Here is a 16,992-nt window from a genome sequence, read left to right on the forward strand (position 1 = left end):
AATAAGGTGATATGTCCAGTTATTCTGCACATAATCAATTAGGAGGTTACGAACATGCACCACAAAAAATTAAAAACGATTGGATTTGTCAACAGTCACAAACCTGGTGAGAAACGAATCGCCCTATTGCCTAAAGACATTACACGGATAAATCACAGAGAAGCTTTATTTTTTGAGGAAGGCTATGGAAGTGATTTAAATATCTCTGATACTGAATATGCTGCATTAGGTTGTCAAGTTGTTCCAAGAAATATTGCTTTGGAACAAGATATTATCTGTGATCCTAAAATTGGAGACGCTACTTTTATAAAAAGCCTACGTCCAGGACAAACACTATTCGGATGGGTTCATGCTGTACAAAGCAAAGAAGTGACCGATATATTAGTAGATAATGAACTTTCTGCTTACGCATGGGAAGATATGTATGAAGACAATCGCCATTCTTATTGGCGCAATAATGAATTAGCTGGGGAAGCTGCTGTTATGCACGCTTATCAATTAAACGGGGTTATGCCATACGATACGAAAGTTGCTATTTTAGGACGTGGAAATACAGCACGCGGCGCGCAACGAACTTTAATCGGATTGGGTGCAGACGTTAGAGTCTATAATCGTAATCAAGAAAAGCTCTTCCAAAAAGAAATGACCGAGTTTGATGTAATCGTCAATGCTATCTTATGGGATACTTCACGTAAAGATCATTTGATTTATCAAACAGATTTAAAAAGATTTAAACCAGGAACATTGATTATTGATGTCAGTTGTGACGAAAATGGCGCTGTAGAAACGACTGTACCTACTACTTTGGAAAAACCAATTTACGAAATCAATGACGTTATACACTACGCAGTCGATCATACACCAACTATTTTTTATCGTTCTACTTCACGTGCAATCTCAAAAGAAACCTATAAGTATATCGATGACTTAGTTGAAGGTCGTCCTAACGTAATCTTAGAAGATGCTCTGATCATTGAACGAGGCCATATTATAGATGAACGCATCAATCAATTCCAAAATAGAACAACGTCTCTTCAATTTATCGATTCTGATGAAAGAAATCCTGCTTAAATGCTTTAATTGAAAATATTCTTCAAGAACGTTCTACTTCTTAAAACTAATCTATGAAGATAAACAATCAGTGAACTGATGCGAATTCCTTCTATTTCTGAATTCACATCAGCTCATTTTTCACTTAATCGCTTACTTATATAATGAAAGCAGTAACATAAACGTACATAAAACACGTTTTCATAATAGTTTTCAAAAAAAATTGACTTCCTTACTTTTTATATGTAATGATAGAAGAGGACTTTTGAAAGGAGAACAAAAAAAATGAAGAAGAGTAAAGTATTTTATGGATGGTGGATCGTTTTAGGTGCAGCTATCGTATTAGCAGTAATGGGGCCAGCTTCTGTAGCGGTAGCAAACCTTTTCCAATTACCTGTTACAGAAGAGTTTGGCATTAGCAATAGTCAATTCGCGATCAGTAATTCACTTGTACTAGGTGTTGGAATCTTTCTATCTCCGATTATTTCTAAAAAATTAGCAACCGGAAATTTCAGATTAATTTATTCTATTGCCGTTATTGTTTACGCCTTGGCTTATATGGGCTTTGGATTTGCACCAAATATTTATGTTTTTTATCTCTTATCTTTACTCGTAGGGTTTGGATATACAACGACAACCATTATTCCTGTCAGTATGCTGATGAATAATTGGTTTGTTAAAAAACGCGGTTTGGCTTTGAGTCTTTCGCTATCTGGTTTAGGTATCGGAGGCGTTATTTTCAGCCAAATCTTAACTCCGCTAATCAATAATGTTGGCTGGCGTCAAACTTATCTGATATATGGTGTCATTATGTTGGTTGTTACTTTACCCATTGTTTTGTTTGTTTTTAAACCGAGACCAGAGTTGATGAACTTAAAAGCATATGGTACAGAAGAACTTAACGTTAGCAACAAAGGCGACAAAGAACAAACTCAAGCAAAACGCAAACAAGCAACTGGAACAAAAACTGGTATTACACCTTTCTTTATTCTATTAATGCTTGGAGCTGTCTTAGTAGGACTCGTTAATAATGGCGGTTTAGGTCAATTTCCTCCCGTATTAAATAGCTTACACGGCGCTACTCAAGGTGCGCTTATTATTTCCATATATTCCGCAGTTGGGATTGCAGGAAAAATCATTTTAGGAAATATCAATGACCGTTATGGTACCGTCGCAAGTACGATTTATGCTAGTGTACTTTTGGTTCTAACTTATCTTGTAATGATTTTTGCTGGAAATTTCGTTCTTGCGATTATCATGGCGATTTTGTTTGGTTTAGGTAATGCGATAGGGACTGTTTCCCCTCCTTTAATTACTTCTGCCATCTATTCAGCGGATGATTTTCCAAAGGCATATGGTTATGTACAAAGTGGTGTTCAATTAGGGATGACAGTAGGCTCTTTAGTGGCTGCATCGATTGCTGACTTCACTGGCACGTATACTGTTTCCTGGATCTTTTTAGCTATTGCCTCAGCATTAGTTGGTTTATCATGGGTTGCTGCATATCGAACTTCTCAAAAACACGTATAAGATACATGTATCTTATATTACGGACTAGTAGCAAAAAAACTCGACGATTATCTCGTCGAGTTTTTTTCTTTATTCACTTTTTTTATACAGCTCTCTCACTCTTTAACAATTCCAAATTCATGTACTTTTTCAACTGCACGTTCTTCACCTTCTACCAATTCACCAAAAATTTGGTAGATCTCTACTGTCAGTTCATTTCCATCTACATTGTAAACAGCAAAGTTTTGCACAGTGGAATCACGATTGTTGGAATGTGAATTGGCAAATACGCCATCTTTTTGCGGTTGTCCACCGAAAGCAAAGAGATTGTTGTAGTAATCTAAATTTTCTTGTGTCATCCAGCTCAGATCAGGTCTCACTTCATGAACATGTTCCAATGACTTGCCGTAGAGATCATCGTAGGCTTTCGTTCCACCAGTATTTGGCAAGACAAATACTGTCCCAGAAGGATTTTTGTAGTATTCGACATTATCTTCGCCAAGAACAACTTCTGCTTGGTCAATTGTTGCATTAGAGAAATTTTCTTCCGTTGGCGTAAAATTTAACGATTTTGTTCTAGAGATAACATGGTCATGGCCTTGCAAAGCAAGATCTACATCTAATTCATCAATCATCTGCATAAATTCTTCTCTTACTTTTTGGACATCTTCATCTTGAAGAGAGTGATAAGATTTTGAATACAACGGCTTGTGGTAGGTTAAAACGACCCATTTAGCACCGTTTTCACGAGCTTGTTTGATGTCTTCTTCAATCCAAGCTAATTGTTCTGTACCAATCGCTTTTCCTTCAGGGTTGTCTTCGGATTCTTTATTGTCGTTTGTGTTTGCGACGACTACATGTACCCCATTGTAATCCAGCGAGTAGTACGATCCACCATCAACTTTTTCATCTGTCACAGGAACATTAATATGTTCATTAAACTTCTCTGTCAATTGCGAATCACCATAATTCAGGGCATATTCATCGTGGTTTCCAGACGCTACTACTAAAGGTTGTTGTAGCCAGGATTCTTCGGATTGCGAAAAGATATCTACCCATTCATCTTCTACTTCAGCTGTTTCGACTACGTCACCCGTATGTAGCACGAAGTCAGCATCTGCCACTTCCAAAGCTTGTTTGATCGTATCTGCACCATATGCTGCTTCATTGAATACATGCTCATTCCAATAAGCATTTTGAGTGTCCGTGTATTGAACAAACGTAAACTCATCTCCTGATTCGCCTGAAGTGTTGAAGGTTCCAATTTCACTCTTTTCACCAGACTCACTGCCCACTTGGTAGTAATATGTAGTGCTAGCTTCTAAATCAGTTGCTAAAGCTTTGTAGGAATATTCTGTCGCATCGACCAAATCCAATGATCCGACTGCGTCTCCGCTGGTCCATTCTGGTCCACTGACGTTCTCATCTGTGTAGTAACCATTGATAATCGGTTCGCCATCTTCCCCTTCCACTGGGTCTCCTTCATCATCTTTTTCTAAATCTGCATAGATGTAATAGCCTTCTTCTGTTCTTTCTGCATACTGATTCGTAACTTCAGCTACTTCAGGCTCAAAGACTAATGGGTCGCTTAAATCTTCTGAAGTACTTACCCATACTTTTGCATCATCAAATTTATCAGTCGTATACCAATTGAATCCCATTTGTGTTTGGGTATCCCCATTCAAAGTGGTAATGATCCTGTTGGGTGTATTATTTGCTTCAACTTCAGCTACCTCTGGCTTACTTTCAAGTAACTCTACCTCGTTGCTTGAAGAACTAGACGCTGAAGAAGAATCAACCGTACTAGATGCAGCATTGGATTGGCATCCAGCTAATATAAAAGGTGCTAATAATGCTACCACAGCGATACTTGGAACAGAAAACCTTTTTATCTTTCTTTTTAAATACAATTCTTTTCCTCCCAAATAAAAATAGATTTATAGGCTTCCATCAGTTAAAACCTATACTCCTACTCTATAGGACGAATATTTATTGTTGGTCAATATTAAGTAAAATTCTAGTAAAAATGGCATCTTACAGTAACTATAAAAATAAAATCTTCTTAATTTTATTAAACTCATACAAAAAAGTACTTGCTCTTTAGTATGAGTTGTAAAATCCATCAAGAAATTACTCCTTTACTATTTCTTTTTGAGTTAACTTCTCATCACCTTTAGTATTTATATCCATATAGTCTGCACTATTTTTTATCTACTGTATGGTTAGAGATTTTCAACCTTACTGTCATCAAGAATAATTTGCGTACCGTGTGCTGAGTCTTATCCCCCACATATAGTCCATATTTGTTCTTGCGTACCCTATGAGTTGGGTCTTATCATACTCTGTTCTTATGTACCACATGAGTGCCATTCCATCCTTCATATGCACTCAACCTTTTCCACCGAATTCAATCCCATCTGATTGGATCCTTTTAGCCACAGCCAAAAAGTCATGATTGATGATTTATTTCAACTGATTTTAGACTACCACATTCACTAGAAGTATTGATTGATCTCTTGTAAGTTTGAGATCATTACCTTCTATTCTGGCAATAACACCGATATCAAAAAAAAGAACTGCCCTTATAAAGTGCAATCCTTTTTTAGTATTAGGTTATTTTCTTAAGCCTTTAGTATTTAAAGGAACTAAATATTGCGCAACTTTTCCCATTTTACCTACTAGGATCAGATACTGAATAGAATATCTTTCTTAGATGGTAATTAGCAAAAAAAGCACAATTGTCTAACGTTTTAAAATCTTTTCAATTTCGGCTAATTCTGAAGAAGAAAAATCAAGGTTATCTAATGCTTTGACATTATCCTCAATTTGGCTTACCTTGCTGGCTCCAATCAATACACTTGTGACTTTTCCATCCCTTAAAATCCACGAAACAGCCATTTCAGCTAATGTTTGGCCTCGGCGTTTCGCAATTTCATTTATTGCTCTTGATTGCTCTATGGTAGCATTTACTTTTTCTTCATTCAAGAATTGACTTGTTGTCCGACCAGCTCTCGAATCTTTTGGAATACCATTCAGGTAACGGTCTGTCAACATACCTTGCGCTAAGGGACTAAACGCAATAGTTCCTAATTGGTTTTCTTGTAAAACATCTTGTAGACCATCTTCTATCCAACGGTTATACATACTGTAAGAAGGTTGATGAATAATGAAAGGCGTTTTTAATTCTTTAAATATTTTTGAAATTTCAGCTGTTTGTTCGGCTGAGTAATTAGAGATTCCAATATACAAAGCTTTGCCTTGGCGAACCATTAAGTCCAATGCATGTGCTGTTTCTTCAAAAGGTGTATCCGGATCTGGACGATGAGAGTAAAAAATATCAACATAATCTAATCCAAGGCGCTTCAAACTTTGGTCAATACTAGCAGTCAAATATTTTTTAGAACCAAATTCACCGTACGGGCCTGGCCACATATCATAGCCGGCCTTGCTTGAAATAATCAATTCATCACGGTAAGGAAGCAAATCTTTCTTTAAAATACGCCCAAAATTTTCTTCGGCACTACCCGCTGGAGGGCCGTAGTTATTGGCCAAGTCAAAATGTGTAATTCCTAAATCAAATGCACGATGAACCATTTTACGACTGTTTTCGAATAAGTCTACATCACCGAAATTATGCCACATTCCTAAAGATAATGCTGGCAATTTTAATCCACTATTCCCCACACGATTGTAAATCATATTATCATAACGATTTTCTGCTGCTTGATACATTCAACCACTCCAGTTTTTTTGGTATATTTCTTCCACTTCCCATTATAGCGCTTTCAAACAAAGGAAACAATCTATTGTAAGAGTTTCCAATATAATTTGATTCAGGACCTTTATTTTAAATTCCCACTTCTGTCAAGCTCTACATTGACATTAGATCAACTACAACATAGGGTTTATCTTTTTCCATAAAAAACTTCCTTAATCACTACATATTGTGTTATCATATTTTCGTAAGCACAACATGTAGATTTCATGTATGTGAAATACAGAACAAAATATAATAACCAGAAGGAGACTTTTAATGGCAAATAAAATAAACATTATTTACATCAGTTTAAACGGCAATACGAAATACTTTGTTGAGTGTTTAAGCGAATACATAGAAGCAACTAAGGACATAGTTGTAAAATCGCTGAATATTAAAGATCTAAAAGGAGAAACTTTTCCAGTGGATGAACCCTTTGTCAGTTTCTTGCCGACTTATTTAAATGGTGGAAATGGAATCCATACAGGAGATAAGGAAGTATTAACCACTAGACTAGGAGATTTTATAGCATCTAACGATAACTTTAAACTCTGTTACGGAATTATTGGAAGTGGGAATCGGAATTTCAATAATCAATTCTGCCTAAGTGCTAAACAATATAAAGAAAGATTTGGGTTTCCATTAATCGATGTCTTTGAATTACGTGGGACGCAGTCAGATGTAAAACGAATTGCCAACTTAATCATTAATCACCAAGAAGAGTTTCTTAACGAACTTTAGAAAAACTTAGGAGTGAATAACTTTGCCAAATCAAACAACTACTATCAAAAGTGCTAAAACTTACTTTTACCTTAATAACTTGGTTAATATTCCAGTCAATGGTGAAATTCCTTTACAAAAGGATCAGGAAGCATTAAAAGCTTACTTTAAAGAAGAAATCATTCCCAATACCTTAACATTTCCTTCATTAGAAGAAAAATTGGCATTCTTGGTGGATAACAATTACATTGACTTAGACGTCTTAAACCTTTATAAGCAGGGTGAAAGTAATGACTATGATTTTGCATTTATTAAAAAAATATTCAAACAAATTTATGCTGCTAACTTTAAGTTCAAAAGTTTTATGGGTGCTTATAAATTCTACTCACAGTATGCATTAAAAACAAATGATCATTCGAAATACTTAGAACAATTTGAAGATCGTATTGCTTTTAATGCTTTATACCTAGGCAATGGGGACAGAACATTAGCTGTCCAACTTGCTGAGGAACTTATCTCTCAACGCTATCAACCAGCTACTCCTACTTTTCTAAATGCCGGGAAAAAGAAACGCGGGGAAATGATTTCTTGTTTCTTAATTGATGTTGCTGATTCAATGCTTTCTATTGGCCGAGGAGTAAACTCTGCTTTGCAACTTTCTCGAATTGGTGGTGGAGTTGGAGTTAACCTATCAAATATCCGATCAGCTGGCGATCCAATTAAAGATATCGCCAATGCTTCTTCTGGTGTCCTTCCAGTAATGAAGCTGCTAGAAGATGCATTTAGTTATAGTAACCAACTTGGGCAACGTAATGGCGCAGGCGTAGTCTATTTGAATGTTTTCCATCCAGATATCTTAGGCTTTTTGTCAACTAAGAAAGAAAATGCAGATGAGAAAATACGAGTTAAAACACTCTCTTTAGGGTTAGTCGTTCCTGATAAGTATTATGAATTAATAAAAACAAATAAACCGATGTATCTATTTAGCCCCTACAGTGTAGAAAAAGAATATGGTATTCCGTTCTCATACATAGACTTGTCTGCTGAATATGACAATATGGTTGCGAATTTGAACATCAAAAAAACTCAAATCAATGCTCGTGAATTGGAGCAAGAGATTTCGCGTTTGCAACAAGAATCCGGCTATCCGTATATTTTAAATATTGATACAGCCAATAACACAAATCCTGTTGACGGAAAAATTATTATGAGTAACTTATGTTCAGAGATTCTCCAACCGCAAGAACCTTCTACACTCAATGCTGACTTATCTTATGAACAAACAGGCACAGATATTAGTTGTAACTTGGGTTCGAGCAATATGATGAATATGCTGCAATCTCCTAATTTTGCTAAATCCGTTCATTTGGCAGTTCGTGCGTTAACAACTGTCACAGATTCAAGCAATGTGCTAGAAGTACCTACTGTTAGCAAAGGCAACTCTATGTACCACACAATTGGTTTAGGTGCTATGGGATTGCATACCGCTTTAGCCTTGCAACAGATTGAATATGGTTCAGAAGAATCGATTGAATTCACTGAAGCTTATTTCTTAGCTTTAAATTATCATTCTTTGGCAGCAAGTAACGAAATAGCTCAAGAACGAGGAGAAACTTTTTTCGGATTTGAGAAATCCAAATATGCTGATGGCGCATACTTCAAACCCTACCTAGAAAGTGAATTCACAATAGCAAATGAAAAAGTAAAGGACATCTTTACTAACGTCCAATTGCCAACAGTTGCAGATTGGAAAGACCTAAAAGAAAAAATTTCTAAGCACGGTTTGTATCACCGTAACCGTTTAGCCGTTGCGCCCAATGGTTCTATTTCATATGTAAATGAAACGAGCGCCTCCCTACATCCGATTACTCAACTTATTGAGAATCGCCAAGAGAAAAAAGTAGGCTCGATTTTTTATCCAGCACCTTTCCTTTCAAATGAAACTCTTTCCTATTACAAATCAGCTTATGACTATGATCAGCGTAAAATTATTGATATTTATGCCGCTGCTCAAAAACATATTGATCAAGGTATGAGCTTAACTTTATTTATGCGCTCAACTCTTCCTGAAGGTTTATACGAATGGAAAACAAGAGATTCTTTAAAACTGACAACTAGAGACTTGAATCGTCTGAGAAATTACGCTTGGACCAAAGGAATAAAGTCACTTTACTATATTAGAACGTATACCGAAGATGATGAATTTACAATGGCCAATACTTGTGAATCCTGCATGATTTAATAGGAGGGAAATTATGTCTTACTTACATTACAAAGCAATCAACTGGAACGAAATCGAAGATCTTTTAGATCATTCAACTTGGGAGAAATTAACGTCATTATTTTGGTTAGATACTCGAATCCCTGTTACAAATGAAAAATCGCAATGGGAAGCTCTTCCAGAAAATGAAAGAGAAGCATTCATGAAGTCGTTGGCTGGACTAGCTTCAGCAGCTACATTTCAATCAGAAAAAGGTTACCTAGTAATCAATGAAGGAAAACACACTCAGCAAGAAGCTGCCATTTATAATAATATTCAATTTATTGAATCTGTTCATGCTAAAGCGTATAACACAATCCTAATAGGATTTAACGAACCAAAAGAAGTTGATGATCTCTTAACTTGGGCAGATAACAATAGAGAACTTCAATACAGATTAGATCGAATTCTGGAAGTCTACAAGACAGGAACTCCACTCCAAAAGCGAGTTGCAAACTTACTCTTGGAAGGAGTCCTAACCTATAGTGGATTCTTTACTCCGTTGCTGTATTGGACACAGAAAAGATTCACTAGCGTTGCTGAAATGATTAAGTTAGTTCTCACGAATGAATCTTTACACTGCTTCTATATTAGTCACAAATTCCAATCAGGTTTTTCTGAATTAACTCAACAAGAACAAACAGAATTGAGAGATTGGACTTTTGATTTGTTTGTTGATCTAGTAAACAATGAATTAAATTCTATAGAACAAATTTACTATAAAACCGATTGGCTTGAGGAGGCTAAAGATTTTGTTCATCAACAGGCTAATAAAGCACTTATAAGTTTGGGATTCGACCCTTTGTACCCTGAAACAGGTGCAAGTAATTCCCATATTGATTCCATCAACGTTATTTTAACTAAAGTAACTCATCATGAAGTCGGTAGACAATCAGGTATCAGCTTCCAATTTGATAAAGAAGATACCATGAATGAAGAAGACTATGACTTTTAACAAATAAATCCGGAATTTCATTTTAAGGAGGAAAAAATTATGACTTCAAAACATAAAGTAATCAATTGGAATAAAATTGAAGATGAGTTAGACGATTATGTTTGGGATAAGGCAACCTCACAATTCTGGCTAGATACTCGTGTTCCTATTTCAAACGACTTAGCAGACTGGCGAGAACTTTCATCTATTGAACAAGAAGTTATTAAAAAGGTCGTTGGAGGTCTAGCATTGCTAGATACATTACAATCTGAAAAAGGTGTTAACGCTATGCGGGAGGACGTTCGGACCCATAAAGAAGCTGCTATTCTTAATAATTTTTTGTTTATGGAATCCATACATGCGAAGAGTTATGGAACAATTCTAACTTCTTTGAACAGTATCAAAAGTATCAATGAGATCTATGATTGGATGAATAATGACGAACGGATGCAATACAAAGCAAAACGGATTAATGATATCTATCAAACTGGTAATGGTTTGCAAAAGAAGATTGCAAGTATCTTTTTAGAAGGTATTTTATACTACAGTAACTTCTTTGCCCCATTATGGTACCGCGGCAGTAATAAACTTGCTAATCTAGCTGAGCTTATTAAATTGATTATCCGTGATGAATCAGTACATGGTACTTACTTAGGGTATAAATTCCAATTAACTTACAATGAATTGCCTGAAGAAGAACAAAAGAAATTGCTAGATTGGATGTACCCGTTGTTGGAAGATCTGATGGAAAATGAACTAGCTTACACTGAAGAAATCTATAGTCCAATAGGTATAGCCGAAGATGTTAAGACATTTGTCCGTTACAACGCTAATAAATCATTACAAAATATGGGTTTCCCAGCTTATTATGATCATGCTGATTTAGATGATGTTAACCCGATTGTGATGAATGGTATTTCAATTGAAACATCAAACCATGACTTCTTCTCACAAGTTGGAGCAGGATATCTTATGGGCGATGCTGAATCAATGGTAGATGAAGACTACGATTTTTAATACAAAAAGAAGAACCGTGCTTGTAATAGACGGTTCTTCTTTATTTTTGCTCTAACTAGTTGCATCCATATTAAATTGTCTTGGTCATGATCAAATCAGTTTGCTCATCATCACCCATGAAGAACGAATGTGAACTAATATGAATAAACCCCTTCTTTTTATAAAAGGAAAGAGCACTTAGATTTTCTTCCCAAACGCCTAACCAAATCACTTCTTTATTCTTTTCTTTTGCAAATTGTTCAGCTTTTTCTATCAAAACTGTTCCATACCCTTTTCTTTTACGGTTACTTCGAATGTAGATTCTTTCGATTTCTACAGCATTTTCAGCGATGTCTTCTGTTTGTGCATCACCTATGTTTAATTTTAAGTAACCGGCTATTTCTTCGTTATCTGATAGAAAGAAAAAAGTAGAATTTTTGTTTGTAAGTTCTTTTTTGAGTTGTGTACTATTATAGGCTTTTTCCAAATAATTTTTTAAGTCTTCCTCAGTGTTTTGATCCTTAAAGGTATCCGTAAACAGTTCTATGCTGATTTTTTGAAGTAATTCTAAATCTTCTAATGTGCATTTTTTCAATTCCATAGTATCAGTCTCCTTTAGTAATTTCGTCTATTTCCTTTTTTCACAAAATCCCACTCAGCTTCTGTATTCTGTTTTATTTTGTTTAAAATTTGAGAAAAATTTTTGATTTCTTCGTCCGACAAGCCTTTTAAAGCAACCTCATTAGAATAAAGATTTTCTTTCAAAATATATTCCGCTAATTTATCACCTTGAGGCGTAGTAAATAGTCTTTTGATTTTTTTATTCACTGAATCAGCTCTTTTTTCAATCAATCCATTTTGTTCAAGTTTTTGAATAGCTCTCGATGCAGTAGTACGATCTACTTTTATCATTTCACTTAAATTATCCGGTATAATTCCTGGATTTTCTTTAATCCTCATTAAGTAGAGGTATTGACCTCTTGTAAGATTGTGATTTTTAAATTCTATATTAGCAATAGAGTCTAAAGCTCTTGCGATCACGCCAATGTCACGAAGAATATCTATCATTTCGTTCCCCCTTTTCGTTCTTAACAATTCCTATTATAACTATTTTTGTTGCAATTGCAACAAAAAAAGAAAAACAACACTTTTTAAGTGTTGTTCTTCTTTTTTTTTAATATACAAGCTTAAGTGAGTAGCATTACTACCATTAGCTCATTTTTTTAGCCATCTAATTCATTATAATTTAATAATCGATTGATATGAACCGCTAAATAGGTTAATTCATCATCCGGTACTTCTTTACCATATATTTTTTCCACATATTCTTTAACTTTAAAGGCACTATTCATAGCTTGAGGATAAAGAGTTGCAATTTGCTCAAACAAATTTTTATCGCCTTTTTCCATCAATTTATCTGCAAAAAAACGCTCTACAAAAAATTTAACGTGAGTAATAAATCGTACATAATGAATGGATTCAGTATTGACCGTTGTATTCAAACTATACCGAATCAAATTAACGATGCTACCAACCATTTTAGCGTATTTCATACCATCAGCATTCTGATTATCTGAATTCTGTGCATTGATCAAATGAAACGCAATATTCGCAGCTTCCTCTTCCGGTAAATTAGTTTCTAAAGCCTTGTTTACCAAGGTACAAGCATACTCGCCAATGTGGAATTCTTTTGGGTAATAGCTCTTTATTTCCCAATATACTCGATTAGTAATGTTAATTCCCTTTTCTGCTCTCTCTACTGCAAAATTCAAATGATCCATTAGTGTGAAGTAAATACTAAGATTTAATGGAGAACCTAAATACTGTTCTGCGTACTGAACAATCTCTTGAGTGATATCAAAATAAACGGGAGAGATTGCATCAACCAAGTCTAAAAGTTGTTGAGTCTGTATGTTTTCTACAGGAAGAAAGGATTGATCCACTTGGTTATCTTCAATAGACATTCCAGGTTTCTTACCATACCCAATCCCTTTTCCAAACACAACCATTTCTTTTCCATCTTTTTCTACTAGTACCACACTTGAGTTGAGTACTTTTTTTATATGTGTCAAAGAAAATCACTCCCGTTTACTTTTTAGTCTATACTTGCTCCATTTGATTCAATAACGTCTTTATACCAATAAAAGGAATCTTTTTTCAATCGATCCAGTGTCCCATTACCTTCATCGTCTTGATCAACGTAAATAAATCCATAACGTTTCGACATTTGAGAAGTTCCTGCGCTCACAATATCAATTGCACCCCAGCTGGTATACCCAATTAGGTCTACACCTTCATCAATGGCTTCACCCATTTGTTTAAAGTGTTCTTTAAAATAATTGATCCGATAAGGGTCATGAATTTTTCCTTCAACGACTTCATCCTTTGCACCCATGCCGTTTTCTACTATCATCAATGGTACTTGATAACGATCATATAATTCAAGTAAAGAAATTTTCAATCCTTTTGGATCAATTTGCCAGCCCCAATCAGTAGATGGAAGATAAGGATTTTTCACTCCTAAAACAGTATTTCCTGCTGTACGTTCAGCATTTTCATCGCCTGATTCAGTCATAGACATATAGTAGCTGAAGGATACAAAATCCACCGTATGTTCTTTTAGAATAGCTCGATCATTTCCTTCCATTTTAATATGAATCCCTTTATTTTCTAATTGACGTTCAATCAACTTAGGGTATTCTCCAAAAACTTGAACATCTGCATAAAACAGGTTTTCTAGATTCTTTTTCAAAGTAAGCTCTACATCAATTGGTGTACAAGTTCTTGGATATGTTGTTAATTTCGTAATCATACAGCCAACTTCACTGCCTTTTATTTTTTCATGACAATCTCTTGTCACTAAAGCTGATGCAACAAATTGATGGTGCAGTGCTTGATAAATAACTTCTTCTTCTTTACCTTCTGGACATTTGTCTGGAATGATTCCTGCTGTCGTAAATGGATGACGGTGAATGCTATCAATTTCATTAAATGTCAGCCAGTACTTAACCAAATCCTTATAGCGATCAAAACAGACGTTTGAAAAACGAACAAAATCATCAATCACTCGACGGTCAGCCCAACCATTGTATTCCAAGCTTAATGCTAACGGCATTTCATAATGAGACAATGTCACTATTGGTTCAATATTCAAATGTTTCATTTCTTGAAATAGATTATCATAAAAAACTAGCCCTTTTTCATTAGGTTCAGCTTCTTCTCCTGTAGGAAAGATTCTAGACCAAGCAATTGATACGCGTAGAGCTTTTGTGCCCATCTCAGCGAATAAAGCTAAATCCTCTTTATATCTATGGTAGAAATCAATCCCACGACGCTTAGGATAGATTTTATCAGTAGGATCTTCCATCGCTTCTATAACGCTTTCTGTTGTTATTTCCATATGTCCTGCAAAATTTTTCACATCTAAATTGGGTTTATAAGTTGCAACATCTGCTACAGATAGCCCTTTACCATCTTTATTCCATGCTCCTTCTGCTTGGTTGGCTGCAATTGCACCGCCCCATAAAAATCCTTTTGGAAAACTTGTTGTTTTAGTCATGTTTATTCTCCTATCTGTGCTACCGTCATAACGGTTTGATTTTGGCTTGCTTTTTCATGTGTAATCATTTGATTGATCTTGAACAATTCTTTATTGGTTACAACTGCTATAACCGTCGGATCATATCCAGCATTTTTGATAGCTTCTATATCAAATGATATCAAACTATCACCTGCTTTAACGACATTACCCTCTTTAACGTGTGGTGTGAAGTATTTCCCTTCTAATTGCACGGTTTCTAATCCAATATGAAAAAGAACTTCAGCTCCATTTCTCATTTTCATTCCTATTGCATGATGCGTTTCAAATAACATAGTGATCGTTCCATCAGCAGGAGCATGTAATTCTCCTATTTCAGGAATAATACCAATGCCCTCTCCTACTAACTTAGTCGAAAATACTTCATCGTTTACTTCAGCTAAAGGAATGACTTCTCCTTCAACTGGGCTATAAAAATTTGTACTTCCTGATACGTTCTCCGCAAAAGCTTGTTCTTCCGATTCAGTTACTTCTTCTTTCCATAAAAATAGTACAGTAACAAAAGAGACTACAAATGAGATACCTAATGTTACAAAAGCATAAACTAAATTCAAATTATTATCTGGAGAAGCAAACATAGTAATACTAGCCAAACCTGGTCCAACTAGTGCAAAAGCTTCAACCGCCATAATGCCTATAAATGCTCCGCCTATCAAACTTCCGAGCATGACACTATATAAGACTTTTTTATGCAAAATTGTGACTCCATAAAGTGCTGGTTCTGTAATTCCAAACAACGCTGAGATTCCTGCTGATAATGCAGTAGATTTCAACCTTTTATCTTTGCTTTTGACAGCAACTGCAAAACAGGCGCCAGACTCAGCAAGGTTATGAGCTAAAGAAGCTGGTAAATAAAGCAATTCACGACCCATTTCACTTATAGAAGTTACTGCATATGGAATCATCGCTTTGTGCATCCCAGTTACTACCATAAACGGTAAGAAAGCAGCAAGAGCAGCAGTCGCAACCCATCCAAATTGATTAAAGAGGAATAAGATAACGTTTGCAAATCCTTGTCCAACAGTAATGCCAATTGGACCTAATACTAATAACGTTATTGGTACAGTAATTAACAATGACATCATAGGAACAAAGAAAATTCTAATAGCTTTAGGAGAGTACTTTGTAAATAGTTTCTCCATTTGAGCATAAAGTAAAATACATAAGATTGCTGGAAAAACTTGTGAAGCATAAGCTACGTTTGGAACACCAATTGAGAATAACGAAGTACCTTCTGAAATCAATGTAGTCATACTCGGAAGAATCAACGCTCCAACTGCAGATACTGCAACAAGTGAATTGACTTTTAATTTATTAGCTGTTGTCATAGCTACAAGTATTGGTAAGAAATAAAGAGGTGCTCCTCCAATAAGATCTAATATTTGATATGTTTGAGAAGCTGGGTCTATCCAACCAAACATTGAAATGAGTAACAACATAGATTTCAATATTCCACCACCTGCAATTGCAGGAATTAAAGGTTGAAAAATACTAATGATGAAATCCATTATTAAACTACTTAATTTTTGTTTAGGTTTATTTCCAGGTTCGTTCGATGCTGGAATATCTCCAATTACTTTTAAAACTTCATCGTAAACTTCTACAACTTCATTGCCAATAATCACTTGACATTGAACATTTTGCCTAACTCCCATTACACCATCAATTTGTTCCAATGCTTTAACATCCGCTTTAGAATCATCATTTAACGTAAATCTAAGCCTAGTAGAGCAATGCTCCAAATGCGAAATATTCTTTTTCCCACCTACCTGTTTAACAATTTCTGCAGCTATTTGTTGATAGTTCATCTATGAATTCCTCCTTTTATTGTGGCAGATGAGATTTTAGTATACAAAAAAGGACCTAAAAAACGGTTCATAGGATTTTACTCCTAATGATTCGTTGTTTTAGGTCCTGCCTGCATTACCAGTCACATGCCTGATTAAGTTACCATTACTATACTACAGGTATTTGAAACCGTCAACATATAATTTGAAATCAATTTTATTATTCCTTCAAGTAACTTATTTCCAATAAATTTTATTTAAAATTTGGTATACTAATCTACTCTATACACAGTAGACACCGGAAATATTAATATTCCTAAGTTGCCCTATAGGCAGATTACTTCATAAAAATCAAAATAAGTGGTAAAGTTCATTTTGTAA

General features: G+C 35.2%; 13 protein-coding genes. 6 read left to right on the top strand and 7 right to left on the bottom strand.

Going from position 1 to position 16,992, the window contains the following annotated elements; genetic code table 11:
* Positions 1–54 precede the first annotated feature (54 nt).
* Together ABS916_RS04060 and ABS916_RS04065 are read left to right on the top strand one after the other, a co-directional pair.
* On the top strand, positions 55–1,071 hold the full coding sequence (locus ABS916_RS04060; protein ID WP_350450702.1) for a N(5)-(carboxyethyl)ornithine synthase: 1,017 nt from the start codon (positions 55–57) through the stop codon (positions 1,069–1,071).
* A 264-nt stretch (positions 1,072–1,335) separates the two neighbouring features.
* Entirely contained in the window at positions 1,336–2,580 is a 1,245-nt protein-coding gene (locus tag ABS916_RS04065) for an MFS transporter (protein ID WP_350450703.1), read from the top strand.
* A 95-nt stretch (positions 2,581–2,675) separates the two neighbouring features.
* Here ABS916_RS04065 and ABS916_RS04070 read toward each other — a convergent pair whose 3' ends face one another.
* A complete protein-coding gene (locus ABS916_RS04070; protein ID WP_350450704.1) occupies positions 2,676–4,469 on the bottom strand; it encodes a purple acid phosphatase family protein in 1,794 nt (597 codons plus the stop codon).
* A gap of 832 nt (positions 4,470–5,301) precedes the next feature.
* On the bottom strand, positions 5,302–6,291 hold the full coding sequence (gene mgrA, locus ABS916_RS04075; protein WP_350450705.1) for an L-glyceraldehyde 3-phosphate reductase: 990 nt from the start codon (positions 6,289–6,291) through the stop codon (positions 5,302–5,304).
* 301 nt (positions 6,292–6,592) lie between these two features.
* Here mgrA and nrdI point away from each other — a divergent pair, with 301 nt between their 5' ends.
* Genes nrdI through nrdF form a run of 4 tightly spaced genes read left to right on the top strand, consistent with a single transcriptional unit; the run spans position 6,593 to position 11,247 of the window.
* Positions 6,593–7,057 (top strand): class Ib ribonucleoside-diphosphate reductase assembly flavoprotein NrdI, encoded by a 465-nt coding sequence (gene nrdI / locus ABS916_RS04080; protein ID WP_350450706.1) that lies wholly within the window; start codon positions 6,593–6,595, stop codon positions 7,055–7,057.
* Between the two features lie 22 nt (positions 7,058–7,079).
* Positions 7,080–9,278 carry a class 1b ribonucleoside-diphosphate reductase subunit alpha gene (gene nrdE / locus ABS916_RS04085; protein WP_350450707.1) on the top strand — a complete coding sequence of 733 codons (2,199 nt, stop codon included), beginning with the start codon at positions 7,080–7,082 and terminating at the stop codon, positions 9,276–9,278.
* 13 nt (positions 9,279–9,291) lie between these two features.
* Complete coding sequence (locus ABS916_RS04090) at positions 9,292–10,251, top strand: ribonucleotide-diphosphate reductase subunit beta (RefSeq protein WP_350450708.1); 960 nt, start codon at positions 9,292–9,294, stop codon at positions 10,249–10,251.
* 39 nt (positions 10,252–10,290) lie between these two features.
* On the top strand, positions 10,291–11,247 hold the full coding sequence (gene nrdF / locus ABS916_RS04095) for a class 1b ribonucleoside-diphosphate reductase subunit beta (protein ID WP_301426220.1): 957 nt from the start codon (positions 10,291–10,293) through the stop codon (positions 11,245–11,247).
* A gap of 70 nt (positions 11,248–11,317) precedes the next feature.
* Here the strand turns inward: nrdF and ABS916_RS04100 are convergent, their stop codons facing one another.
* The 5 genes from ABS916_RS04100 to ABS916_RS04120 all read right to left on the bottom strand — a co-directional run bounded on the left by ABS916_RS04100 (position 11,318) and on the right by ABS916_RS04120 (position 16,632).
* Positions 11,318–11,827 carry a GNAT family N-acetyltransferase gene (locus tag ABS916_RS04100; protein ID WP_350450709.1) on the bottom strand — a complete coding sequence of 170 codons (510 nt, stop codon included), beginning with the start codon at positions 11,825–11,827 and terminating at the stop codon, positions 11,318–11,320.
* Between the two features lie 14 nt (positions 11,828–11,841).
* Positions 11,842–12,294: a MarR family winged helix-turn-helix transcriptional regulator gene (locus ABS916_RS04105; protein WP_350450710.1), complete on the bottom strand. Its 453-nt coding sequence runs from the start codon at positions 12,292–12,294 to the stop codon at positions 11,842–11,844.
* A gap of 155 nt (positions 12,295–12,449) precedes the next feature.
* Positions 12,450–13,298 (bottom strand): PRD domain-containing protein, encoded by an 849-nt coding sequence (locus ABS916_RS04110; protein ID WP_350450711.1) that lies wholly within the window; start codon positions 13,296–13,298, stop codon positions 12,450–12,452.
* A 23-nt stretch (positions 13,299–13,321) separates the two neighbouring features.
* Complete coding sequence (locus ABS916_RS04115; protein ID WP_350450712.1) at positions 13,322–14,785, bottom strand: glycoside hydrolase family 1 protein; 1,464 nt, start codon at positions 14,783–14,785, stop codon at positions 13,322–13,324.
* Positions 14,786–14,787: 2 nt separating this feature from the next.
* Positions 14,788–16,632: a beta-glucoside-specific PTS transporter subunit IIABC gene (locus ABS916_RS04120; RefSeq protein WP_251165837.1), complete on the bottom strand. Its 1,845-nt coding sequence runs from the start codon at positions 16,630–16,632 to the stop codon at positions 14,788–14,790.
* Positions 16,633–16,992: the final 360 nt, after the last annotated feature.

This window comes from Carnobacterium sp. (assembly GCF_040274945.1).
Taxonomy (GTDB): Bacteria; Bacillota; Bacilli; order Lactobacillales; family Carnobacteriaceae; genus Carnobacterium_B.